The 25,252-nt window shown below is 38.6% G+C and carries 24 protein-coding genes; 14 read left to right on the forward strand and 10 right to left on the reverse strand.

Annotated features, from left to right (window positions below; all coding sequences use genetic code 11):
* Positions 1–206 precede the first annotated feature (206 nt).
* Positions 207–836, reverse strand: coding sequence for a YpmS family protein (locus ASE01S_RS11410; protein ID WP_067842301.1), 630 nt, complete (start codon positions 834–836; stop codon positions 207–209).
* 38 nt (positions 837–874) lie between these two features.
* A complete protein-coding gene (locus tag ASE01S_RS11415; protein WP_067842304.1) occupies positions 875–1,810 on the reverse strand; it encodes a GDSL-type esterase/lipase family protein in 936 nt (311 codons plus the stop codon).
* A gap of 525 nt (positions 1,811–2,335) precedes the next feature.
* Between ASE01S_RS11415 and ASE01S_RS11420 the strand changes: the two genes are divergently transcribed.
* Positions 2,336–2,782 (forward strand): Hsp20/alpha crystallin family protein, encoded by a 447-nt coding sequence (locus tag ASE01S_RS11420; protein ID WP_067842306.1) that lies wholly within the window; start codon positions 2,336–2,338, stop codon positions 2,780–2,782.
* Here ASE01S_RS11420 and ASE01S_RS16220 read toward each other — a convergent pair.
* A complete protein-coding gene (locus ASE01S_RS16220; protein ID WP_245630367.1) occupies positions 2,779–3,450 on the reverse strand; it encodes a NusG domain II-containing protein in 672 nt (223 codons plus the stop codon). The genes ASE01S_RS11420 and ASE01S_RS16220 overlap by 4 nt on opposite strands.
* Positions 3,451–3,505: 55 nt before the next feature.
* Between ASE01S_RS16220 and cls the strand changes: the two genes are divergently transcribed.
* The 3 genes from cls (at position 3,506) to ASE01S_RS11440 (ending at position 8,574) form a co-directional block, all read left to right on the forward strand.
* Positions 3,506–4,948 carry a cardiolipin synthase gene (gene cls / locus ASE01S_RS11430; RefSeq protein ID WP_067842312.1) on the forward strand — a complete coding sequence of 481 codons (1,443 nt, stop codon included), beginning with the start codon at positions 3,506–3,508 and terminating at the stop codon, positions 4,946–4,948.
* Positions 4,949–5,370: 422 nt separating this feature from the next.
* Complete coding sequence (locus tag ASE01S_RS11435; RefSeq protein WP_281176905.1) at positions 5,371–7,254, forward strand: ABC-F family ATP-binding cassette domain-containing protein; 1,884 nt, start codon at positions 5,371–5,373, stop codon at positions 7,252–7,254.
* A gap of 84 nt (positions 7,255–7,338) precedes the next feature.
* Complete coding sequence (locus ASE01S_RS11440) at positions 7,339–8,574, forward strand: aminopeptidase (protein WP_067842318.1); 1,236 nt, start codon at positions 7,339–7,341, stop codon at positions 8,572–8,574.
* Positions 8,575–9,095: 521 nt separating this feature from the next.
* Here ASE01S_RS11440 and recQ read toward each other — a convergent pair.
* Both recQ and ASE01S_RS11450 read right to left on the reverse strand, forming a co-directional pair.
* On the reverse strand, positions 9,096–11,186 hold the full coding sequence (gene recQ, locus ASE01S_RS11445) for a DNA helicase RecQ (RefSeq protein ID WP_067842321.1): 2,091 nt from the start codon (positions 11,184–11,186) through the stop codon (positions 9,096–9,098).
* Positions 11,187–11,512: 326 nt separating this feature from the next.
* Entirely contained in the window at positions 11,513–12,604 is a 1,092-nt protein-coding gene (locus ASE01S_RS11450; RefSeq protein ID WP_373277950.1) for an AI-2E family transporter, read from the reverse strand.
* 371 nt (positions 12,605–12,975) lie between these two features.
* On the opposite strand from ASE01S_RS11450, the gene ASE01S_RS11455 reads away from it, so the two are divergent.
* Both ASE01S_RS11455 and ASE01S_RS11460 read left to right on the forward strand, forming a co-directional pair.
* The gene (locus ASE01S_RS11455; protein ID WP_067842327.1) at positions 12,976–13,971 is read left to right on the forward strand and encodes an acyltransferase family protein; all 996 of its coding nucleotides are present in this window, start codon (positions 12,976–12,978) and stop codon (positions 13,969–13,971) included.
* 344 nt (positions 13,972–14,315) lie between these two features.
* A complete protein-coding gene (locus ASE01S_RS11460) occupies positions 14,316–14,561 on the forward strand; it encodes a DUF5327 family protein (protein WP_067842330.1) in 246 nt (81 codons plus the stop codon).
* 118 nt (positions 14,562–14,679) lie between these two features.
* Here ASE01S_RS11460 and gerQ read toward each other — a convergent pair whose 3' ends face one another.
* Both gerQ and ASE01S_RS11470 read right to left on the reverse strand, forming a co-directional pair.
* Positions 14,680–15,123, reverse strand: a complete 444-nt coding sequence (gene gerQ / locus ASE01S_RS11465; RefSeq protein ID WP_067842334.1) for a spore coat protein GerQ — start codon at positions 15,121–15,123, stop codon at positions 14,680–14,682.
* A 19-nt stretch (positions 15,124–15,142) separates the two neighbouring features.
* Positions 15,143–15,562 carry a cell wall hydrolase gene (locus tag ASE01S_RS11470; protein ID WP_067842337.1) on the reverse strand — a complete coding sequence of 140 codons (420 nt, stop codon included), beginning with the start codon at positions 15,560–15,562 and terminating at the stop codon, positions 15,143–15,145.
* Between the two features lie 800 nt (positions 15,563–16,362).
* Between ASE01S_RS11470 and pta the strand changes: the two genes are divergently transcribed.
* Positions 16,363–17,334 (forward strand): phosphate acetyltransferase, encoded by a 972-nt coding sequence (gene pta / locus ASE01S_RS11475; protein ID WP_067842340.1) that lies wholly within the window; start codon positions 16,363–16,365, stop codon positions 17,332–17,334.
* A 139-nt stretch (positions 17,335–17,473) separates the two neighbouring features.
* On the opposite strand, the gene ASE01S_RS11480 is transcribed toward pta, so the two are convergent.
* Positions 17,474–18,313, reverse strand: a complete 840-nt coding sequence (locus ASE01S_RS11480; RefSeq protein ID WP_083512122.1) for a lipoate--protein ligase family protein — start codon at positions 18,311–18,313, stop codon at positions 17,474–17,476.
* A gap of 95 nt (positions 18,314–18,408) precedes the next feature.
* Here ASE01S_RS11480 and ASE01S_RS11485 point away from each other — a divergent pair, with 95 nt between their 5' ends.
* Both ASE01S_RS11485 and ASE01S_RS11490 read left to right on the forward strand, forming a co-directional pair.
* Positions 18,409–19,707: an HD domain-containing protein gene (locus ASE01S_RS11485; protein ID WP_067842343.1), complete on the forward strand. Its 1,299-nt coding sequence runs from the start codon at positions 18,409–18,411 to the stop codon at positions 19,705–19,707.
* A gap of 13 nt (positions 19,708–19,720) precedes the next feature.
* Entirely contained in the window at positions 19,721–20,218 is a 498-nt protein-coding gene (locus tag ASE01S_RS11490) for a YwgA family protein (RefSeq protein WP_067842345.1), read from the forward strand.
* Positions 20,219–20,696: 478 nt separating this feature from the next.
* Here the strand turns inward: ASE01S_RS11490 and thmT are convergent, their stop codons facing one another.
* Positions 20,697–20,882 carry a 2-hydroxymuconate tautomerase gene (gene thmT / locus ASE01S_RS11495; RefSeq protein ID WP_067842348.1) on the reverse strand — a complete coding sequence of 62 codons (186 nt, stop codon included), beginning with the start codon at positions 20,880–20,882 and terminating at the stop codon, positions 20,697–20,699.
* A 105-nt stretch (positions 20,883–20,987) separates the two neighbouring features.
* On the opposite strand from thmT, the gene ASE01S_RS11500 reads away from it, so the two are divergent.
* Positions 20,988–21,515: a YwhD family protein gene (locus ASE01S_RS11500; RefSeq protein ID WP_067842351.1), complete on the forward strand. Its 528-nt coding sequence runs from the start codon at positions 20,988–20,990 to the stop codon at positions 21,513–21,515.
* 30 nt (positions 21,516–21,545) lie between these two features.
* Here the strand turns inward: ASE01S_RS11500 and ASE01S_RS11505 are convergent, their stop codons facing one another.
* Positions 21,546–22,259 (reverse strand): GntR family transcriptional regulator, encoded by a 714-nt coding sequence (locus tag ASE01S_RS11505; RefSeq protein WP_067842355.1) that lies wholly within the window; start codon positions 22,257–22,259, stop codon positions 21,546–21,548.
* A gap of 482 nt (positions 22,260–22,741) precedes the next feature.
* Here ASE01S_RS11505 and ASE01S_RS11510 point away from each other — a divergent pair, with 482 nt between their 5' ends.
* From ASE01S_RS11510 to ASE01S_RS11525, 4 genes are read left to right on the forward strand one after another with little or no spacing between them, the layout of a single operon-like run.
* Positions 22,742–23,167: a PTS sugar transporter subunit IIA gene (locus ASE01S_RS11510; protein WP_067842357.1), complete on the forward strand. Its 426-nt coding sequence runs from the start codon at positions 22,742–22,744 to the stop codon at positions 23,165–23,167.
* The gene (locus tag ASE01S_RS11515) at positions 23,145–23,624 is read left to right on the forward strand and encodes a PTS sugar transporter subunit IIB (RefSeq protein ID WP_067842361.1); all 480 of its coding nucleotides are present in this window, start codon (positions 23,145–23,147) and stop codon (positions 23,622–23,624) included. Before ASE01S_RS11510 ends, ASE01S_RS11515 begins: the two co-directional genes overlap by 23 nt.
* An 11-nt stretch (positions 23,625–23,635) precedes the next feature.
* The gene (locus tag ASE01S_RS11520; RefSeq protein WP_067842364.1) at positions 23,636–24,442 is read left to right on the forward strand and encodes a PTS mannose/fructose/sorbose/N-acetylgalactosamine transporter subunit IIC; all 807 of its coding nucleotides are present in this window, start codon (positions 23,636–23,638) and stop codon (positions 24,440–24,442) included.
* The gene (locus ASE01S_RS11525) at positions 24,435–25,250 is read left to right on the forward strand and encodes a PTS system mannose/fructose/sorbose family transporter subunit IID (RefSeq protein WP_067842367.1); all 816 of its coding nucleotides are present in this window, start codon (positions 24,435–24,437) and stop codon (positions 25,248–25,250) included. The genes ASE01S_RS11520 and ASE01S_RS11525 overlap by 8 nt, the downstream gene beginning before the upstream one ends.
* Positions 25,251–25,252: the final 2 nt, after the last annotated feature.

Raw genomic sequence — 25,252 nt, forward strand, 5'->3', positions numbered from 1 at the left:
CTAAATGGAGATCCAACAGCCAGTAACGGCGCGATTGGTTCAACTAACTTCAGTGGGGAGGGAGGAAGTTGACTAAGTTTGCGATGTCGTGTCGCAACGTCTGCGTCGAACCCCCTTTATTGAGCGAAGCTCGATAAAATCTTGGCACCAAATACGCCAAGATGCATTTGATTGATCGGAGAACAGTTAAAACAGATAGCAGTTGACTAATTAGCTGACTCCACTAACGTTCCTGCACGGGGCACCTTAATTAAGAATGAAATAACATTATCGGTTAGATCAAGCTCTTGAACACTAAAACGGAAGTTACTTTGAATATCAATTTGAGTGACCGCTAGATAAAGTTGTTCATTTTCCGAATCGAAATACAGCCAATCGGGTGTCTTTATTTGTTGATTAATATAGTGCAAAATACGATCTCGAGGCAAATTTAATAGCCCTAAAGACATTTCAGTCTGTTTTAGTATCAGGTCTCCATTTGGTTGAACTTCGGGATCCATTCTTACATTTAAAGGGATAGGAACACCAAAAGCACGAAAAGAACCAAATAAGTGAACATCTTCATCAATCCGGACTGAAAACTCTGCATTATCTGCCTGCAAAACCTGATCTAAATAATCATTGATTAATTCATTTAAATCTTTTTTGGTGGCCTCCACGCGGAATTCAGCACCCGGCTCATCATCAATATACTGTGGCGCTGGCAGCGTGTCTGAGATAGGTGAAGAAGAAAAAATTAAAAAAATAAAAATTGAAATGACAATGATATTTAGACTAAACAGGATAAGAAAATAAAGTTGCCAATCTCGGTTTTTTTTGTTTTTGTTTGGTTCCATCTTCCTCTATCACCCTTTGTCACTTCGCATAGTCCTCGTTACTCCATCGATATATTTCCATCCTGTAGTTCACGTTCCGTAGCAATTTGTTCTAGCATTGGCGTAATATCGTTTAAGACACGTAAGCCAATTAAAGCATAGCCTGTTGTATTTGGGTGGAAATTGTCATCAGCTAAAAGATTGACCTGGTCAATTCGAAAGAGATCATCTATGGCAATAAAATGACCATTTGGATAGTTTTCTGATACACTTTGACTAACCTCATTCCAACTAACTAAAATCGTATCCAAAGCTTGTATTTCCTCAAAGATGCCTTCAAATGGATTATAAAAGCCAATTAAATAGATTTCGGCGTCAGGATTATAGCTAAAAATGGAATCATATATTTCCTCTAAGCGTGTCCGATAGTCATCGAGTTCTTCTGTAAACGCCGCTTCATTAAGATCAAGGATATTTTCCCGAGCTATCCGCATAATATCATTCGCGCCGATTGTGATTAAGACTAAGTCTGCTTTAGCAATCGAACGTTGTAGTGCATGATCCTCCTCTAAGCGAGTTAGCAACTGGTCTGTTCGATTACCTCGTTTACCAAAATTATCGATCTTAACACGATAGCCAAGTGCGTTCAAACGGCGATTAAGTACCCCAAGATAACCATCATTATTGGTTTCATCGCCTACACCTTGTGTCAAGGAATCACCAACTGCTGTTATGGCATAATCTGTTCTAGTAAAAATACTTAAGGTTTGTTCAACTGCATCCTTTAAATTTAAGGAAATATCATTGGTTGTGCTCTGAACTTCTTGATCCATATCTTCGACCTGTTCAATTACAGCTTCAAGATTATTTTCATTAGGTTCAACTACTGTTGTTTGATTAATGGGAACCGGTCTGAACGTTAAAAAAAGTAAAGTACCGGCGATAACAAATGTTGTCAAAATAATGATGATTTTTCGTTTTCTGCCTCGTGTCATATGATGACATCCATCCATTTCGAATTAGATTTGATTGTTTATCGCAGTGTAACTGTCTGGGGCTGCGATTACTCGCACCATCGAAGGGCTTTTGTAAGACTCCCGCTAGGGAAGACGTCTTGTCTAAAAGGATCCAACTAGCCAGTTACTAACGTTCAGTGGGGGAGAGAGGAAGTTGACTAAGTTCGCGACGTCATGGCGCAACGTTTGCACGAGCACCTCTCTATGCGTCGAACCCCCACTGAACGAAGTTTCACTTTATATATATTCCCTTTTTAGCAAAATTAAAACAAGGTTGTGCTCCCCATTATAAGTCAAAAGGACTTAAGCTAACAACCTAAAAGGTTTTAACTTCAGTCAGCAAAACTTTCCTACCTCTATAAGTAGTGAGATCGTTATATTTAGCGAGAAACGATACAATAGCCAAATAATATGCAAGCTATGATTTAATGACGCTTTGACAACCGCTACTCACACTTTTTTGGATATCTTGCATAAACTATACTTAGGATAGGAGGGGGAAAAATGCCGGACCAATATCATGATTTATTATCTTTAGGTCGAGAGTGGTTGAAAAAGATGGATCATCTATTTCAAGGGTATCCACAGGATAGTTTACTTGCTTCAATCGATCAGTTTTTTCAACAAAGTCGTATTCCGACGCATGTTCACCAAACTGATCAGGATTGGGAGGCGACTTTTCAAATCCCTGGTATAAAAAAAGATCGAGTTAAGGTTATAACAGAACAAGATCGACTTATTGTTCGCATAGCAGATGATCGACAGCAAGAAGTTAAAGATGAACAGGCTCAAACCTATCACTATCATCATTTTAGTCAGGAACGTGAGCGTGTCGTTATGATTCCAAGCACAGTCATACCATCAACCTTGACTGCATCATTTGAACAGGGACTGCTAAGAGTAAAGGGAAGGAAACGTGTTACTAAGCAACGAAAGCTATCGATTGACTAGTAAATGACATCATCGTCATAGTTACTACCACTACCCTTTATTTCAATAATAAGTCGGTGAGGGAGACAGATACTTGTCTGACCAGGTCGACTAATCCAGCTCGTTTTTACTGCAATTTGATCTGGACTATTATCCTCCTTCACCCGTATTCGTGTACCATCAACCTCTATGATGTTATATTGACCTTCGTTAGGATAGTATGTGATTTCCTGATGTGGTGTATCTTCAGATAGGACAAACTCATCGACTACCTCTCCATTAATGCTAACTACTGCTACTAATTGCTGGTCGTTATTTAGAGCTTGAGCATGGTAATTAGTAAAAATTAGAATGGGTAAAAATGATAATAAGATTAATAATAGGATAACTATAATATCTAAGGGCTTTAGCTGTTGTTTTAAAGCTGACCACATGGTTGAATGCTCCTTTAGTTCGGCATAATAAGTAAGTACTCTAAGGGTAAGAAAATGTCGACCTTTTGTCAATCTTTCATCTCTAAGGCTGATTCGTGTTGCATAAAATAGGAGGGAGAAATCAAATGGAAAAATAACACCAATATTTCTGAGATTGTTAAGCAAATGACGTGACATTTTTTCAAAAGTTGTATACAATGCTGTTTCTATCTCTAAGGCTATATAATAGAAATATTTAGGTGTTATTAATAACATGATTCCTTATTTTATGCTATATTGTCTTTAGGGTGTTCGAAGGAGGAGAATAAGCTTGGATATTATGGCAATCATTGTCGGTCTTATTTTTATTTTAAACATTGCACTAGCCTTTGCCATTGTTTTTCTCGAACGCAAAAATCCTACCTCAACCTGGGCATGGTTGCTCGTCTTAACCTTTGTTCCTTTAGGGGGCTTTTTACTCTATTTAATCTTTGGGCGTAAATTAAGTCGGAGAAGGCTCTTTATCTGGGATAATAAAAGCCGATTAGGGGTAAAAAAGGCAGTAGAGAATCAACTTCAACTTTTGGACGAGGGCAGCTTTCCAATCCCTAAACACTATGAGGCACATCAGGATTTATTCTATTTACATCTTCGTAATAATGATGCAATCTTAACGCAAAGCAATGAAGTAGACATCTTTAACGATGGTAATGCTAAATTTGAGGCTTTACTATCTGACATTGCTTCTGCTCAATATCATATTCATATTCTTTATTACATTGTACGAGATGATGAATTAGGGAAGCGCATTGCAGATGCGTTAATTGAAAGGGCTCAAGCTGGTGTATCCGTCCGCTTTCTATATGACGATATGGGTTCGCGGCGTTTAAGTCGACAATTTCTACGACGTTTAAAAGAGGCGGGTGTTATCATAGCATCTTTCTTTCCATCATTAATCCCAAAAATCAATTTTAAAATTAATTATCGCAATCATAGAAAACTAGCTATTATTGATGGTAAGATTGGCTATATCGGCGGTTTTAATATCGGTGATGAGTATTTGGGTAAGAAACAACGCTTTGGCTACTGGAGAGATACTCATTTGCGTATTACTGGTGAATCAGTACGGAACATGCAAACACGCTTTATTTTGGATTGGAATCAAGCTTCAAAGCATCATATTTTACAGTATGAACCAACCTATTATCAGGCGATTCCTGCAGGGGATGTTGGGGTGCAAATTGTTTCGTCTGGTCCTGATTCCGAATGGGAGCAGGTTAAGTATGGGTACATAAAAATGATTATGGAAGCAGAGAAATACGTCTACATCCAAACCCCTTACTTTATTCCAGATGAGAGCTTAGCCGATGCTGTTCGCATTGCTGCATTAGCTGGAATTGATGTTCGAATCATGATCCCTAATAAGCCGGATCATCCGTTTGTATATTGGGCTACTTATTCGTATCTTGGTGAAATGCTTGAGGCGGGTGCCAAGGTGTATATTTATCAAAATGGTTTTCTTCATGCCAAAACGATTATGGTCGATGATAAACTTGCTTCGGTCGGTACTGCGAATATTGATGTGAGAAGCTTCAGGCTAAATTTTGAAGTCAATGCATTCCTGTACAGTGAGGAAGTAACAAAACGGTTACTGGAAGATTTTGAAACCGATATGAATCAATCCAGTCTCCTAACCTATGAGGCTTATATCAAAAGATCGACTTGGATTAAGGTAAAGGAGTCTGTTGCTCGGTTAATTTCACCAATTTTGTAACAATCTGTTTAGTTTTTTAACCTCATTCAACAGAAGTCTCCTACTTTTAAAAGACTGACGTTAACTGCTGTAGATCAGCATGTGTTACGTCAGTCTTTTGCATGTGTGATTGTGCTTTCTAATTGATTCATTGGAAATTTATTTTATCACAGTGTAACTGTCTGGGGCTGCGATTACTCGCCCCATCGAATGGCTTTTGTAAGACTCTCACTGCTAAAAGGCAAGATGATGTCTATTTGACCTCGGTTCAGTGGAGTACAAACGCGATCGAATCAAGTTAAAGCCTCCATGGCGGATGCCACCGATTTGCAGAGTAAATTTATCAAGCAAAGCTCCTAACAACTGAATACAAATACGCCAAGGCGAATGTGGTTAATTGATAGTTGCGTTACTTTTTTGTAACGAGTAGAATGGGTTTGAGAATGAAGGTGAATCAAATGGAAATTATGTCAGTGACGTCATTAACCAAAGCATATGGAGATAAGGTGTTGTTTAATCAGCTCACTTTTTCTATTGAACGGCAAGAACGAATAGGATTAGTAGGTGTGAATGGCACCGGTAAATCAACTTTTTTGAAAATTTTAGCTAAACGTGAGGAGCCTGATCAAGGAACGATTCATCACGCTAAAGACTTTACCGTTTCTTACTTGGCACAGGACCCTGAGCTAGACCCAGATCATACCATTTTAGATGAAGTCTTTACAGGTGAGAGCTCAGTTATGAGGGCTATCCATCAATATGAATCGGCCTTATTCCAATTAACCGAACGTGCTGATGATGAGCATACTCAGGAAGTATTTACACGTGCGCAGGAGCAGATGGATCAGTTAGAGGCCTGGGATGTTAATACCATGGTAAAAACGATGTTAACAAAGCTTGGAATTGACCGAGTTGAGCAAAAGATTGCTTGGTTATCCGGTGGGCAAAAAAAACGAGTCGCATTAGCCAAAGCTTTAATTCAACCCGCCGATTTATTAATTTTAGATGAACCAACGAACCACTTGGATCATAGTAGTATCGAATGGTTAGAGAAGTTTCTTCCAACCTATCAAGGGACCGTTTTATTGGTTACTCATGATCGTTATTTTCTAAATCGTGTAACCAATTGTATTTATGAGCTGGATCATGGTCAGCTTTATCGGTATAGCGGTAACTATCAGACTTATCTTGAACAAAAGGCTGAGCGCCTACGTTTAGCAAAACAAGATCAACAGAAGCATGCTAATACATTAAAACGAGAAATGGCCTGGCTAAGACGTGGAGCAAAGGCAAGATCAACTAAACAAAAAGCGAGGATCGAACGAATTGAAGGGATGAAACAACAAACCTTTAACAAAGAAGGGGAGCAACTAGAAATAAGCGTTGGGAGCTCAAGGCTTGGTAAACAAGTGATCGAACTGAATCATATAGTAAAAAGCCTTGGTGATCAAATCGATTTTCAACCGTTTAGCTTTTTAATTAAACCAGGTGATCGAATTGGCATTATTGGAGAAAACGGCTCAGGTAAAACGACTTTACTTAATATGATTGCAGGTCAGATCTCTCCAGATCAAGGTGAGATTAAAGTTGGCTCTACCGTAAGATTTGGTTATTATCAACAAAATCATCAGGAGATGGATCAGGATTTGCGGATTATTGAGTATATAAGAGAAACAGCTGAGCTGATTTATACGCCGAGCGGAGAATCGATTACAGCAGAACAAATGCTGGAACGTTTCTTGTTTCCCCGTGCTCAGCAGTGGACTTTTATCAGGCGGCTTTCTGGAGGAGAGAAACGTCGGCTATACTTGCTCAAGGTATTAATGTCACAGCCGAACGTGTTATTACTTGATGAGCCAACCAATGATCTCGATACACAAACCTTAGCCATATTAGAAGATTATCTTGATGCATTCCCAGGTGTAGTCATTACTGTTTCCCATGATCGATTTTTCTTAGACCGAGTTGTCGATCAACTTATTTATTTAACACACTCAGAGATTAAAACGTTTTACGGTAATTATAGTGAATTTTTGTCTAGTCATGCTAGAGAGGAAAAGCAAGTTAATGAACAGAAAAAAAGCGTAGCAAAACCTAAACCAAAACGGAAAAAGCTGTCTTACCATGAACAAAAGGAATGGGAAACGATTGAAGATGTCATTGGTGAGTTAGAAACGGCTATTGAAGTGGAAAAGCAGTCAATCATTCAAGCGGGTGCAGATGCCGATCGCGTCCAAGAGCATTATCAACAACAGTTGAAGCTCGAGTCTGAGCTTAATCAAAAGCTTGAACGATGGGAGGAGCTATCGCTAAGAATGGAAGAATAGCAACGATATTTTTAATTCTTTCATAAGATGAAATAAAGTATGTATAATAGAAATGGAAATTATATTAAATATGGAGGAATCGAGATGGCAGATATTAAGTTACAAGAAAAGTACGCAGAGCTTGCCCTTCGGACAGGTGTTAACTTACAAAAAGGACAAGCTTTAATGATCAATGCGCCAATTGAAGAAGCTGGCTTTACTCGTATTGTTGTACGAAAAGCCTATGAATTAGGGGCAAAGGATGTCACAATCAATTGGCAGGATGATGAGATTTTTTTGTTGAAATACCAGTATGCATCGGAAAAAGTATTAACAGATATTCCACAATGGTTTGTTGATAAATACTTAAGCTATGCCAAGGATGGAGCAGCATTACTAAATATTAAATCAACCAATCCAGACTTACTAAAGGACGTTGATTCTGCAAAGGTAGCAAAGGCGACAAAGGCTAACGCAGAAGCCATGAAAGAGTTCCGTCAATACACAATGAATGATCGTATGCCATGGACGATTATTTCGATTCCAACAGGAGATTGGGCACAGAAAATCTTCCCAGAATATGATAAAGAAACAGCAAAGGAAAAGCTTTGGGAACAAATCTTTAAGATTGTTCGTGTGGATCAGGATGATCCTATTGCGGCTTGGGACGAGCATAATAAGCGCTTAGAAAACGCAAGAGAGGTTTTAAATCAAAAGCAATTTACGAAATTGATTTTTACGGCACCTGGAACTGATATTACTTTCGAGCTTCCGAAAGGACATATTTGGAAGGGAGGCGGTGCTAAAACACCAGATGGCCGCCACTTCAACCCAAATATGCCAACGGAGGAAGTCTTTACCTTGCCACATAAGTATGGTGTTAACGGTACAGTTGCTAGTACCAAGCCATTAATTTATGGCGGTAATATGATTGATAATTTTAGCTTAACCTTTGAGGATGGTAAGGTTGTCGATTTTACCGCAGAACAAGGCTACGAAACGCTTAAGCACTTGCTTGACACTGATGAAGGAGCCAAGCGTTTAGGAGAATTAGCATTGGTGCCAGATGCTTCGCCGATTTCACAATCTGGCTTAGTCTTTTACAACACCCTCTATGATGAGAATGCCTCCTGCCATATAGCGCTAGGAAAGGCTTACCCAACCAATCTGCAAGGGGGTTCAGAGATGTCAGACGAGCAGCTTGATCAGCATGGTGTTAACGACAGCTTAACACATGTAGACTTTATGATTGGGTCTAAAGAGCTGGATATTGATGGTGTAACCTCTGATGGTTCGATAGAGCCTGTTTTCCGTAAAGGGGCTTGGGCATTAGATATCTAAATTAAATGCGCCTTGGCGTAGTTGCGCCTAGATTTTATCAGCCTGGCTCGATAAATTTCAGCTGAAAATCTGTGGCATCCGCCGGGGCTTTAACTTGATTCAGCCGGGGCAACCCCTGAATGGGAAAACAAGCCGGCATTCATCTCTAGAAGTAGGAGAATCCCGCTGAATGAAGTTAAATGCTTTATCCTTTAAGAACACCCACTGAATGGGAGAAACATTCAGTGGGTGTTTTATCGTAGTGTAACTGGCTGTGCTGCGATTACTCGCCTCATCGAAGGGCTTTTGTAAGCCTCCTACTTCAAGAAATAAGGGAACACGTCATGTCTAAGTGGGAGATCCAACAGCTAGTAACGGCCCAATTGGCTCAACTAACGTTCAGCAGGGGAGAGAGGAAGCTGACTAAGCTCACGACGTCGTGTCGCAACGTCTGCACGAGCACATCCTATGCGTCGAAACCCCACTGAATGATGTTTCACTTTTTCTTGATTCGGGTATAGGTATTACTTTCTAAAAGGGGATTAGGACTGAGTAAAGAAATGGCCCAATCCATGGCGGATTAATATGGCTTTAATGGCTGTATAATCAATTTCGTCTCTCACTCGTTCTTTAATCATTTTTAATGTTGGTTCAGTTAATTGGTGATAAACAGTTAAAACTTCATCTTCTGCCGCTTCATGATAAAAGTCAGACCAATTGAGGGTCTTTCCCTCTTGGTAAGCCTTTAGGATGTGATCTACAACCGTTTGTTCTTTAATGCCCCGCATTTGTGCTATTGAAGCAAGACTTTGACCGTCGTAATAAAGCTGATAGCTCTTCAAATAACTAGGCTGATCTTTTGAATGTAGGAGAATAATGTCTAGAAAGTCTTGACCATATTGTTCATATTTCTTTTCACCAACCCCTTTTATTAATAGCATATCGCCCTTCGTTCTTGGCAACTGTCGACTCATTTCTTTTAAAGTTGCATCAGAAAAGATCACATATGGTGGCACATGGTGCTCGTCTGCCATTTGTTTTCTAGTTTGCCGCAACAACTCAAATAGCTTCAGATCATAATCAATGACACCGGATTGCTGAACTTTAGTTTGGCGCATCCAGACTTTCGCTTGGTTTTTTAAGACTAAAGCAGCTTTATTGGTAAGCTGTAGAACTGGATAGCGTTGTTCACCTGTGGTAAGGTATTCTTCTGCAATTAGAAAATGAATAAATTGGGTAATTTCCTTTTCTGTTCTTTGCCGCATCAGGCCATAAGTTGAAAGCTGATCAAATCCGAACTGTTTAAGCTTTTTGTCCTTAGATCCCTTTAGTACTTTAGCAGTCATCCCTGTTCCAAAGCGTTGATCCATTCTAATTACACATGAAAACACCATTTGAGCATCTATTGTTCGATCAATTTTCTCACCGGTGTGGGTACAATTTGTACATCGGCCGCAAGCGTGTCGATGACCTTGATCGTTGAAATAATCAAGCATATAGTTTAGTAAACACTCTTCGGTATGACAATAATTAATCATCGCTTGTAGTTTTTTATACTCTAATGCTTTATTTTCCTCAGTAAGTCCAGACTGCTCAATGAGGAACTTTTGCAAATGGGCGTCCTGACCAGAGAAAAGCAAAATACAATCACTTGGTTCACCATCACGACCAGCTCTGCCTGCCTCTTGATAGTATGCTTCAATATTCATGGGTAGTCCATAATGAATGACGTAGCGAACGTTCGACTTATTAATCCCCATTCCAAAAGCATTGGTTGCAATCATAATAAGCGCTTCGTCTTGGATAAATTTAGATTGTTCAAGCTGCCTTGTTTGTTCGGTCAGACCAGCATGATAGTATGCGGTTGAAAAGCCAAGTTTGGCTAGGCTCGTTTTTAGTGTATCGACAAGTTTACGTGTCGGCGCATAGATAATACCAGCATCCTGTTGGTGCTCACGTATGTAATTTACGATAAAGCTTTGTTTGTCTTCACCTTTGATCATGTGGAAATTAAGATTACTACGTGCAAAGCCAGTATTGATCACATCCTTGTCATCAATACTGAGTAGCGCTTGGATATCACGAATAACTTCTGGTGTTGCGGTGGCAGTTAAGGCGATCAAAAACGGAATGGTGTCCAATTGCTTAACTATTTCAATCATTGAACGATAGCTTGGTCTAAAATCGTGTCCCCACTGGGAGATACAATGCGCCTCATCAAAGGCTAAAAAGGCCACTTTGGTCTGATTAAGTGCGAATAAAAAGCGATCATGATCAAAACGTTCTGGGGCAACATAGACAAAATTATATTCTCCCTTAATCATAGCAGCTATCCGATCATCATGTTGATCAGGTGTTAAGCTGCTGTTTATATATGTTGCCTCTATCCCTAATGCCAGCAGACTATCTACTTGATCCTTCATTAATGAAATAAGTGGTGAGATAATAATAGCTGTTCCCTCATGTAAAAGCCCCGGAATCTGATAACAAATCGATTTACCACTCCCTGTTGGCATAATCCCCAGAGCGTTTTTCTGTTCAAGGGCGGCCTCGATTAATTCTTTTTGGCCATCACGAAAAGAAGAATAACCATAATATGTTTTTAAAATGTGTTGTGCTTTTTCAATATTCATTGTGAACACCTTTCATTGCCTAAACTTTCAAAAAACGAAGTAAAACAGGATACTAACCTGTTAAGAAGAGCTAGCCTAAATAAAGAATAAAGTAATGATGGGCCAGATGGCTAAAGCAAATATTAATTTCGATAATTAACATTTGAATGCCTATTTTAACATAAAAGGACCACGTACTCATGGGCACGTGGTGAAAAAGATTGAACTTAAGCGGCTAGCGATAATATCAAATTAAGAATAGCAAGCGTCACCTCTTGTTGGCAGTTTGTTTCACTGCTCACTTTCTCAATCTGCTAGCCTTTTGACTTGGTCGTTTTGAAGCTCTTTTAAAGTATTGTTTTCTTCCCAGCAGGGAGGTTATTCGTATACAACTCATAGAAATGTGTAATAATCGTTTTCGCTACAGCATAAGTCGGTACTGCAAGTAAGAAGCCAACAAATCCTGCCATTGCACCTGCTGCGAGAATAATTGTTATAACCGTAAGTGGATGAAGCTTCAATACTTTGCCCATTACATTAGGAGAAATAAAGTTACTTTCAATTTGTTGGGCAACAATCATGATGACTGCTGTCCACAGCCCGATCATTGGATCTTGGAAGAATCCAATAATAACAGCAGGAATCGCTGAAATCCATGGTCCAATAAATGGAATGAGATTCATAAATAGACCAAATAGAGCTAACATTAAGGCGTAATTTAATCCAACACTTAAATAGCCGATCAATAGCATAATGCCGACGCAAAAGCTAACAAGAAATTGACCTTGAATGAAGGAAGCAAGTGTTCTACTAATGTTAGTAAATAAGCGTTCAATATTTTGAGCCTTTGATTCACTAAAAAAGCTTGTAATAAATGGGACAAGCTTATGTCCATCCTTCAACATAAAAAAGAGGAAGAATGGGATTAACACAATGGAAAAAACAAAGCTAAATAGTGATCCAATGAATGAAAAGAGTGACCCCATAATGTGTTCAATATAACTATCTAGATTATTTAGTACATTCTGTATCGTATCCTCCACACCTGAAGGAAGAAATTCATTTCTGTTTTGCCAAATATCAATAAGCTCTTCAAACGAAGCGATCATTTTTGGCATGTTGTCTACTAATAAAGCAAACTGCTCCTGAACTGGAGGAATAATAAAGTAGATACTTAGATAGGCGAAAAGAATAATAAGCACAAAGACAATGAGAATCCCAACTATACGTGGAACTTTGTAACGCTCTAATAAAGAAACTAACGGATTGGTTATGTAATAAAGTACACCCGCTCCGATAATTGGAACAGCTATTGCCGCGATTAAAAGACCGACTGGCTTGAAGATAAAACCAGTTAAATGAATAAGGTAAATGATGGTGAAAATTAACAGCGTGTAAATGAGCGAGCGAAATAATTTATTGTTCGTCAAACGAACCACACCTTTCTATGATATTTCTGTCTATGTAAATAACTAGCCATTGTCTTTGATCAATTCGTAATACCCTTTTTTTAGCAGAGAAACAACCAGTGCGGTGTTGGTGATCAATACTTAATCTATCTACAGGCCTTTGTTATATAGCTCAATTGCTAGTTCTATTATACAGTATTTGCTTGCAAAAGCCATCTGCTAGGGTCTGATCAAAAATAAAAAAATTCGAAATTATTTCACTTAAATGTCAGTTTAATATCTAACTTTAACAATTAGGTAACAAAGCTTCAACAATTTTTCAAAAGAAAGAAAATAATGTTTTTAAGAAGATAAAATGGGTATAGGTATGCTAGAGAAAAGTGGTTTAGGGGGTTGATATTATCAAACGAGAAGCCTTTTTTGATAATGCAAAGTTTATCTTGATTTATTTAGTTGTGTTTGGTCATATTATTCAACCACTAACAACTGAATCAGAACTATTATCTGTCATCTATCACTTTATTTATTTTTTTCATATGCCAGCTATCATTCTCATTAGTGGCTTTTTCGCCAAGGGAAGTCGTCACCCTAAATATTTATTTAGCTTAATTCGAAAACTAATCATACCTTATATCATTTTCCAAGCCATATACACAGTTTATTACTATTTAATTAATGACAGCAGTTGGAAGACGTCATTATTTGAACCGCATTGGTCGCTATGGTTTTTATTAAGTCTGTTTTGTTGGCATATTATGTTGATCGGATTCAAAAAACTATCTCCGGTAGTCGGAATATTTGTGGCGATCTTGTTAGGACTTGCAGTAGGCTATGTTGATCAAATAGGACATGACTATAGCTTATCAAGAACCTTCGTATTTTTTCCATTTTTCTTAACGGGGTACTGGTTAACTAAAGAACAGCTCTTTAGGGTAAAATCAAGACGATATCGTTTGATAAGTCTTGTTATAATCCTTATGGCTATTGGCTTGATTGCTTTTATTCCACCATTTCCTAGCGGATGGTTATATGGCTCCTTATCCTATGCTGAACTAGGTCAGCCTTTGATCGGTGGGATGATTAGATTTTTAGTATATATGATTGCCTTCTTACTCGTCTTTAGTATTTACGCATGGGTTCCGAAACAAGAAGCTCTATTTACTCGTTTTGGACAACAGACCATTTACGTTTACCTTTTACACGGACTGTTTGTCCAGTTCTTTCGTGAAAACAATACGATTCAAATTGGTTCAATTCAAGAGTTTTTCTTGGTTATGCTCCTAACGTTAGCGATCGTATTGTTGTTATCAAGTAAACCAATTTTTATCTCATTTCAACCGATTATTGAGACTAAAACGACTGGCTTAAAGAAGATTGTTAATAAAGCCTCATCCTAGACTGATTCCTATTTGGAATCAGTCTTAAAAATTGAGTATGGAAAGAAAAAGAGACAGAGGGCGATTACATAAATGCCTATTTGTCTTCCATGCATTAGGGATATAAATCCCGACTGAATAAAGTTTAAGCCTCCGCCAGGGGCACAGATTTTCAGTAGAACTTTATTGAGCGAAGCCCGATAAGATTTGGGGAAAATACGCAAGGCTTATTTTTTTACCTTCATTCATTGTTGTTTAAATGGCTAATTAAATGGTTTAATGATATCCATCAACTAGCTTCACCTCTTCTTATAGCGATAAGCTTGGCTTTTACGTTATAATATAGAAAAGGGTGGGATGAGACCATGATTAGTCACGAAAAAATCTTGAAAAAAATACAAAGTGAACTTAACTCAGCAGAGAATGCCGCAGCTATTGATAAGGTAAGAGAGCACGCTCGAGCTATAAAGTTGCTCGCCGAACTCATATTAGATGAGGAAGAAGAGGGTGTGAAAATAGATCAAGTCATTCACACTAATGATGATCATATCAACAAATCAACACCATTAACCAATCAATATGACAATCCAGGCTCTCTACTTGATTTTTAGGAAATTTTTTAGCAACGGAAAGCAAAAAAAAACGGGCGCATGGCTATATTTAACCATGCGCCCGTTTCTATGACGGGGAAGCCGAGATTGCTTCAAGCTTCATTATAGACTCTATTGGTTATTGACCAAAAGGCAAATCATATTCGATTTCTTCATCAAAGGTAATATAATCAAGATAAATTGTTAACAATAAGTAGCGTTTTCCTGTTTCGGGATCACTAAGTATAATATGATCGCGTCCAGCGGCTTCAACCACCCCTTTAAAGATTTTAGCGTTCCAACGCTCATTATTATCAAATGTCATATAAACCGTTGCCACTTTACCTCTGTTTAGCCTTAATATATTTTCTACATAGGATTCTTCTAGCGGCAACATGCCCGGTGTCTGTTGCTGCTGCGGCTGAATAGGTTGTGGTTGCTGTGGGAAAGCGGGCATTACTGGCTGGAATTGGCTTGCAGGTAATGTTTGTGGAAATCCTTGCATCGGCATCATCGGATAGGGTGGATTTGCATACATACCATGTATAGGTGGCTTATTGCGCTGTAGTTTTTCTTCACTCATTTTGCTCACTCCTTAAATTTTATAGTCTTGGGCACTCTGTTGCTAATGGCGAAAAGAAACAATGAGATTTAAAACGGCCGGTATTCCATTGACCATACCATTGTTCTGGACAGGCTCCCTCAGGCATAAAAAACCATAAAGCTCGTGTAGCTGGATGGAAACGTTCACCATTAATAACACGTCTTGCTAATGCTTTATCACGTTCTCGTGCTCGCTGATAGAAATAACCTTTTTGTGTTGCTTCAAATCCACCTGGACTCTGAAAGATCATATCTCGTATCGATCGGATGTTTGCAAAGTCAAGGCAATCTTCAATCACGCGATTAACGCCAACGTTTCCAACCATGAGCATGCCAAGCTCACCTTCTCCCTCGGCCTCTGCTCGCATTAACCGAGCTAACAAGCTTACATCATTTTCATTATGAGCAACAACAGCCACGCTAATCACCTCATTTTTATCATCGCAGTGTAACTGGATGGGGCTGCGATTATTCGCCCCATCGAAGGGCTTTTGTAAGACTCCAAGTTCAAGAAATAAGGGAACACGTCATGTCTAAGTGGTAGTTCAACAGCCAGTAACGGCCCGATTGGTTCAACTAACGTTCAGTGGGGGAGAGGAAGCTGGCTAAGTTCGCAGCGTCTGCACGAGCACATCTTATGCGTCGCCCCCCACTGAACGAAGTTTCACTTTATAACACCTTCCTTAGTCATATGTATGCAGATCATGCAATGAATATGTTTGTTTGATCAAGTTTAGGGTAATTTAATAGCAAGAAATTGCTAAAAGTACAGTCAGTGGATCCCAGTCATACATGAACGGAGGTTAAAATTAAAGCATCGAAGAAAAGCCAAGTGAAGAAGCGAACAAGGAAGTATTTTGCTAGTGAGTGAATTGAGAGCGATATGAGGTCTAGGTCAGGTGGCTTCTAATGGGAAGGGCAATGGGAACACGTCATGTTTAAGGGGGAAATCCAACAGCCAGTACGGGCCGATTGGTTCAACTAACGTTTAGTGGGGAGAGAGGAAGCTGACTAAGTTCGCGACGTCGTGTCGCAACGTCTGCACGAGTACATCCTATGCGTCGAAACCCCACTGAACGAAGTTTCACTTTATAAGACCCTTAAGACTAACCACTTATAAAATATATAAGATTTTGTGAAAAATATGACTTTACTCTTTTCATTAAACAGAAAAAAGCGTATTATATATAACAGAATAGTATTTGGAGGGTTATAAATCATGAGTAACTTGTTTGTTACATTAAAAGGAAGATTGGCTGGAAACACTAAGAAAATTGTCTTTCCTGAAGGATCAGATCAACGGATTTTACAAGCTGCCATTCGATTAGCTGAGGAAGGGCTGGTTAAACCTGTACTAGTAGGAAAACGCACTGAATTAGAACAGAAAGCGGCTAGTCTTAAGATTAAGTTAGATGATGTTGAAGTAATCAATCCTGCTGAATATCCAGAATTTGATGCGATGATTGCAAGCTTTGTAGAACGGAGAAAAGGAAAAGCGACTGAAGATCAAGCGCGTGAGTTGTTGAAGGATGAAAATTATTTTGGCACCATGCTTGTTTATATGGGAAAAGCAGATGGACTAGTAAGTGGAGCGGCGCATTCAACAGCTGATACAGTACGTCCAGCGTTACAAATTATTAAAACAAAACCAGGAATAAAAAAGACCTCTGGTGTTTTCATTATGGTACGTGAGGATGAAAAGTACGTCTTTGCTGATTGTGCGATTAATATTGCACCAAACAGTCAAGATTTAGCGGAAATTGCCTTAGCTTCTGCAGAAACAGCAGCATTATTTGATATCGATCCTCGTGTGGCTATGCTGAGTTTCTCAACTAAAGGCTCAGCTAAATCTGAAGAGACGGATAAAGTGGCAGAGGCGGTTAAAATTGCTAAGGAGCTAAAGCCAGAGCTTACGCTTGATGGCGAGTTTCAATTTGACGCAGCTTTTGTACCAAGTGTTGCTAAGCAAAAAGCACCGGATGCTGATATCCAAGGTGATGCTAATGTTTTCGTATTCCCAGGACTTGAGGCTGGTAACATTGGCTATAAGATAGCCCAACGTCTAGGTAACTTTGATGCAGTTGGACCAATTTTGCAAGGGTTAAATCAACCGGTAAATGATCTATCTCGTGGTTGTAATACAGATGATGTCTATAAGCTTGCTATCATTACAGCAGCACAAGCTTTATAGTTAGTAATAAGCATCTCATCTCATCATGGGCTTGTTTTGGTGCTACTCACGTTTTAAACCGTTGCTCAAACGATGTTGTCACGATCAGCTTGCTACTAATTTGTTTTTTTGAACACATATTTAAAGCACTTGGCGCTTTTTACTCAAATAAGCTGCCAAGTGCTTTTTTATTTCGGTCAATCATTTGTTGACGACGCTGATAGTAAAAGTCAAGTTCATAGGGAAGGAGGCTTGACTCTGTTAAATTTGGTGTGACCTTATTCAATAGTGACTTTATTCTATACACGACATCTGTTACTGTTATCGATCGGTTAAGTAATGTCGCTAATGCCTCCATTGTTTCAGGTTTAACTTTTGGATAAGCAAAGCGTGTGTCTTCATTTTGAATACCATACTGATAAAAGGTTTGAATAAGCTTAGCTCGCCGCTGCTCGTCTGCTTCAATCGACAAATAGATTTGAATCGCTATCCCCTTACGCACTCGCCGCTGTGAGATACCGGCAAATTTTTTACCATTGATACTTAGATCATAATCTCCAGGGCAGTATGAGCCTACCACTTCAAAAGCTTGAATTTGGTCTGTCCAGTCAGCAAAAATAGCCTGAATAAAATTGACCATATACTGATATCCCTCATGAATACCAATTTTATCACCATTACTAAGTAATAATGAAAGATTTAGTACACCTTTGTCTAACACAACCGCTAATCCACCAGAATTGCGAACGACCGGTTGATACCCTTGCTTTTTTAACCAATCGACTGCCTCATTTAGATGAGGCAGTCGTGCATCAGCAATACCAAGCACAACAGTCGGATCATGGCGCCATAACCGAATGGTATGCTCACTTTGTCGATGATTCATGGATTCAACTAATGCGTCATCTATCGCAAAGGACTCCCAAGCTGGTCGTGATATAGTCGTATGATCAATCAAGCGCCATGGCGCTGTCATTAAGAAATCTTTTAAATTATCCATTCGTTTTGCAACTCCTCTTTTAGATCAACCCAATCTATTATATAATGAAATAATATGATAATCTATCCGGAAATCCGTGAAAGGGGGAGCAAAATATGGCTTACCGTGATCAAAAGCTTCGAGAAGAAAAAGTGTTTAAAGATCCGGTTCACCGTTATATCCATGTTCGTGATCGCGTCATTTGGGATTTAATCGGTACACGTGAGTTTCAGCGTCTGCGCCGGATTAAACAATTGGGGACGACTTTTCTAACCTTCCATGGAGCTGAACATAGTCGTTTTAATCATTCGCTAGGCGTTTATGAGATTGTCCGACGTATTTTAGCAAATTTTGAAGGACGCTCAAATTGGAATCCAGAGGAACGCTTGCTTTGTCTAGCAGCAGCTCTATTGCACGATTTAGGCCATGGTCCTTTTTCACATTCCTTTGAGAAAGTATTTATGCTTGACCATGAGGATTTCACTAAAAAAATTATTTTAGGTGAGACCGAAATCAATGCTATTTTGAGAAAGGTTGAACCGGATTTTCCAACAAAAGTGGCTGAAGTGATCAATAAAACGTATCACGATAAACTTGTTGTAAGTCTGATTTCTAGTCAAATTGATGCTGATCGGATGGATTACTTACAGCGTGATGCCTACTTCACCGGTGTTAGCTATGGCCATTTTGATATGGAACGCATTTTAAGAGTGATGCGGCCATTAGATGATCAAGTGGTTATTAAGCAATCAGGTATGCATGCTGTCGAAGATTATATCATGAGTCGCTATCAAATGTATTGGCAGGTCTACTTTCACCCTGTTAGTCGAAGCGCAGAGGTTATCTTGACCAAAATATTGCATCGAACGAAACAATTATATGAAGAGGGCTATGCTTTTAAACAAGAGCCAAAGCACTTCCTTTCATTTTTTGCTGGAAATGTAACTTTATCCGATTACATAAATTTAGATGAAACGATTGTGATGTACTATTTTCAAGCCTGGATTAACGAAGATGATCCGATTTTAGCTGACCTTTGCTACCGCTTTACCAACAGGAAGCTATTTAAATATGTCGAGTTTAATCCTGACCGTCAGCTTAAAGAATCAATCGAGCTTTATCAATTATTTCAGAAGATTGGTTTAGATCCAGAGTATTATTTAGTTGATGATTCATCATCAGACTTACCTTATGACTTTTATCGACCAGGTGAGGAGGGGGAACGCTTACCGATTTATTTATTAACTCCGACTGATGAATTACAAGAGCTATCACGTGCTTCTGATATTGTTGAATCCATTTCGGGTAAGACAAGAACGGATCATAAATTGTATTATCCAGCTGATTTAATTGAGTCGCTACCCGATGATCAAATAGAAAAAGCAAGAATTAAAGCATTGCTAGGCTTAGAATAGGAGATGTGACATTATGCTATTAAATCATGCGAGATTAATGCGCTTTTTCGTCGATGCCCATGACATCACAGGGCGGAAGAAGCTTCAAAAAATGATATATATTTTAAAAAAGATTAACATCCCCTTTAATGAAAAGTTTGCTTTTCATTTTTATGGTCCTTATTCTGAGGAGTTAACATTAAGAGTTGAAGAACTGTGTAATTTAGGTTTTATTGCAGAGGAGAAGCAGGACAAGGGACACTATTTTCAATATCAATATACAGTAACAGATGCAGGTAAAGCTTTTCTGGAACAGGCGCCAGATGATCTGCCACTTTGCCATGAAAAAGTCCAGCTATTAAAAGAACAGAGTTCACGCTTTCTTGAGCTTGTGGCAACCATGTTATTTTTTGAGGAGCTCCCTCGTGAGCAGGTAGAAGAGAAAGTTCACCAGGTGAAAGCTAGTGTCAACTACAGTGATGAAGACCTAACAGAAGCATGGGAGTTTATCAACAAGTTAAAATTAAATTAACTTGAAAAGCAGAAGTCTCTCGCTTCGATAAGTGATGGCATAAATGCCTATTTGACTTCACTTCAGAGAGTATCCAAGACTTTTGCCAACAAAGCCAAAGCCGCGGGTGGATACAACAGATTTTCAACGGAAATCTATGCGAGAAGCTCGGTAAAATCTGCCCGCAACTACGCCAAGGTGTATTTGAGTCATAATAAAAGACAGGCAAATGAACGATATTTTTCTTAGGATAGACAGATAAAAAAACAAAAATCTGTTTTACCTTAGGTGAACATATCATAATTCATGCCTGTGCTTTTCGCAGTGTAACTACAAGAAATAAGGGAACACGTCATGCCTAAGTGTGAGATCAAACAGCCAGTAACGGCCCGATTGGTTCAACTAACGTTCATTGGGGATGGGCCCCCCAATGAACGAAGTTTCACTTTATTACCTTAAAGCAACTGCTTGTTTTTTAAAAAATAGATAATGATCGTATCTATTGGTCACTTAATCTCTTTCCACCAACTGCATAATGATTACGCTGCATATCTTCAATAAAGACGACAACCTTTTCTTTAGATGCACCAGTAGTTTCCACAACAGCCTCTGTAACTCTTTCAACTAATGCTCGTTTCTGTTCTTCGGTCCGACCCTCTAACATTTTTATCGTAACATATGGCATGCTATATATAGCTCCTTTCTTTTTTGATCAGTTTAACAAGGATCTGAGCTGAAAAGCAAGTTAAACTTATGCTACAATAAGCTTGTGAAGAGGAGGTAGACATGTATGACACATGAGGATAGCGAAAAGAAGAAAAAGAGTAACGCCTTTACGATTATAAAAAATGATTCTACTGACGGCCATGGCGGGTATGGTGTTGGATCCATTAATTTAGAAAATATTTCTCCAGTTATTATCGATCCTAATGAAGAGCGAGCCTTTGTTGACATGGGGGCTATGCATGCGCGTAGTGAAGTCGAACGTCGGGTTAAGTTTATCCCAAATAAAGAGGAAGTGCCCAATGGCCTGCTTTATTGGATAGTTTGGGTAACTGTTGAAACAGGGGAAAATGGACCTTATTACCACGGAGTGGCAGGAAGTGAGATTCGCGTTGATCGATCAATTAGACGTGCCTATAAGTCAATGCCTGAGCATGTGACCCATATGGAAAAGTCATTAAAGGGTTATGTGATTGTCGATCATATGGATTTAAAATCACGTGAGTTACTAGGAAATTTTTTAAGAGAATTCAATCCCCAAATGTGGACTAATGCTTCAAATGAATTAAAGGAAGCTTTACCCGTAACCAAATAAGCTCTGGTTCTTACCAGAGCTTATTATTTTTTATCTTCTAAATTTGTAAGTATATAAATCACCATTATAGTAAGTTTCAAAATAACCAAGTATTTTTTCCTCGTGATCAGCAAGCACAGTTGTGAGGACCTTTGATTTCAGTAATGCGCCTTCGTCAATCTCCAGAATCTCTTTTTGCTCGCTTGTTGGGAGAACGGCTTCCATTTCTAAGTCTGAACCTACAATTTTAATATTTTGCGTAGCAAGGTAATCATATAAGGAGTGTTCAAGAGCTTCTACATTTATTGCGGGCAAGGTTTTTGTCGAAATATAATTATGACTAATCGCGATTGGCTTTTGATCTCCTGTTCTTAAGCGGACGAAGTAATGAATAAACGTGTTTTGCTCTAGCTCTAGTTTTTCAGCGATGTCTGGAATTTCGTCAGCATGGACTAAGCGATAAGAGAGTAATTTAGAACCAGCTGTTAGACCAATGCTCTTCATATCGTCTGTGAAGCTTGTAAATTCTTTTAATGACTTAGTAATATGTCGTGTTTCAACAAAGCTGCCTTTTCCAGAAATTCTTTTAATGTACTTTCTTTCAACCAATTTGTTTAGTGCTTTATTAATAGTCATTTTACTAAACCCAAAGCGTTCTACCAATTGATCTTCTGTTTCAATTTTGTCTCCAACCTTTAATCGTCCAGATTTGATTTCTTCTATTAGAAAATTTTCAACTTGAATATACTTGGGAATCTTGCTCATAAACTCTCTCCTTGTTTAATTAAACATTAATCATTAATTCCAACTATTTAATATATAGATAGTATATCATAAATTATATACTAGATCAGTCATGTTGTATAGAAAATATTGTTAATCAATGCATCTTGGCCTATTTGCGTCCAGAATTTGCACGATTTCTACGAAACCCCCACTGAACAAAGTTTCACTTTATTTAGCTGGGGGTTGTCCCCACTCGACAGTCAAATAAGCATTCTCCTCATCTATAAAGGTGGGAAACTTCTACTGAATGAAGTGAAAAGTTGCCATCAATAATTAAAAATCACTTGAAAGTTTCTATTCTCTTATTTAAATAATAATATTCTTAAAAATATATAATAAAAAGTGTTTAAATTATATACTAATTATAGTATTATATTATATAATTAATATAAAGTTTTAAAATTCTGAAAAAAAGGGGAGTGCTTTTTAATAAAAAAAATAATAGTTAGGAGTGAAGGACTTTGAAGCACATTATTATCGGTACACACGGTGAGCTGTCCAAGGAATTTATTGAAACAGCAAAATTAATAGCTGGAGAGGACATTAAGATTCGCTACCTATGTATGACTAAAGGAAAATCAGTTGGTGAAGCAGAAAAAGAGGCAAGAAATTTACTAGATTCGAAACACAAATATATTGTTCTTACTGATGTTTTTTGTGGAAGCGTTTGCAATTTATTCACTTCATTATTGAATGAGTACGACTTTGATTTACTGACGGGAGTCAACTTGCCTATGGTTTTAACGACACTGCTATCTAACCAATCGTCAACTGCACTGGTTGAAGAAGTCGTACAGGAATCACGTAATGGGATCCAATACGTCAATGATTTAATAAAGAAAGAAGCGGGAGGGGATGACTTAGATGATCTCTTTAATGAGAGTTGACGATCGTTTGGTTCACGGGCAAGTGGCCTATGGATGGACATCCAATGTCGATGCGAATGTAATTTTAGTGGTTAATGACGAAGCCAAGAATGATAAAGTTCGGGCGATGGCTTTAGATATGGCTAAGCCTAATAATGTGAAATTATATATTCAAGGTGTCGAAGAATCTGGAGATATTATTAAAAAATTTGCAGAGTCAAAAAAGCACAACGTTTTAATAATTGTAAAGACCATTAACGACGCACATCGATTAATTGAGCTCTCAGACGGTGTTGTAAAACAGTTAAACATTGGTGGGCTTCCTTTTCAAGAAGGTAAGCAAAAACTTATGGATTTAGTAGCAGTAAGTGACAAGGAGATCAAAGAAATTAGAGAAATTGAAGCTCAGGGGGTAGAAGTTGAGTTTCGCTTATTACCAAGAGATAAGCGACGAACATTGGATCAACTAATGAAATAAGGGGGAGAATTATGGTTGCTCAAGCTTTAATGATCGGCTTAATTTCAGGGATTGGGATTCTTGACGGACGAATTCTAGGTCAAGTCATGTTAGACCGTCCGATCGTGACAGGAACTTTAGTTGGACTTGTGTTAGGTGATGTTGGGCAAGGAATTATTATCGGGGCACAGCTCGAATTAATTTGGATGGGGCTTACCGGTATTGGTGCCTCTACGCCTCCAGATGTGGTTACAGGTGGTGTATTAGGTACAGCTTTTGCGATTCTGTCAGGAAGTGGATCAGAAGTTGCATTAGCCCTAGCTGTACCAATTGCTGTTTTGGCTCAAACGTTAGGCGTACTTTGTCGTATTGTCAATTCGTATTTTGCCCATAAGGCAGATGGATATGCGAAAAAAGCTGATTTCCGTGGTGTAGCGATCATGATGTGGATCCCAGCGTTACTATTCTTTTTAAGCACATTCATTCCCTCGTTTTTTGCGATCTTATTGGGTGCTGGACGTATCGAGGCGTTTATTAATGCAGTACCGGATGCCATTATGGATGGGTTAGGTGTTGCAGGGGTCTTATTACCAGCAATCGGATTTGCTTTGCTACTCGATATGTTGTACTCCAAAAAAATGGCTGTTTTCTTCTTTGTTGGATTCTTAATTGTTTCATATACTGCTTTAGATACGATGGCCATTGCACTATTAGGTGCTTGTCTAGCTATTATTCTCCATTTCTATGCACCGGGAATCAAAGGATCTGGAGCAAATAAGGTAGAGGATAATGAACCAGAGCTAGATAATTTAACGGAAGGGGAGATTGATTTTGACTAGTTCAGAGCGGAAGAAAGTGACGAAGAAAGATCTAAGGCAAGTATTCTGGCGATCATTTGCTTTGCAAGGTGCCTTCAACTATGAACGGATGCAAAACTTAGGTTTTGGCTATGCGATGCTGCCGATTATTAAACGACTCTATCAAAAGAAAGCAGATCAAACGGCTGCAATGGAACGTCATTTGGAAATATTCAACACAACTCCACAAGTTTCACCGTTAATCATGGGGATTTCGGCAGCGATGGAAGAAGAAAATGCGAATAGTGAAGGCTTTGATGTGAATTCGATTAACGCAGTAAAAGCCTCCTTAATGGGACCTCTAGCAGGGATTGGTGACTCACTGTTTTGGGGAACATTTAGAATTATTGCGGCGGGTATCGGTGTATCACTTGCGTTAAATGGTAACATTCTTGGACCAATCCTATTTCTAATCTTGTTTAATATTCCACACTTGTTACTTCGAATCCTAGGGCTAAAATATGGGTACGAAGTTGGTGTTAATTCGTTAGAAAGAATTCAACGCGAAGGCCTTATGGATACGGTAATGAATGTTGTTACAATAGTTGGTCTACTTGTTGTAGGGGCACTAGTAGGATCGTTGTTAAACATTAATACACCACTGGTATTTGAGGTTAGTGGTGCAGAAGTTGTCATTCAGGACATTATAGATAGTATTTTACCGAACATGCTCCCACTAGCATTTGTGTTTATATTATTTAAACTGATACGAAAAAATGTGAGTGTGACGAAATTGACCTTATCAACTTTAGTTGTGGGTATTGTCTTAAGTATAATAGGAATTCTATAAAT

This window comes from Amphibacillus sediminis NBRC 103570 (assembly GCF_001552275.1).
GTDB classification, from domain to species: domain Bacteria; phylum Bacillota; class Bacilli; order Bacillales; family Amphibacillaceae; genus Amphibacillus_B; species Amphibacillus_B sediminis.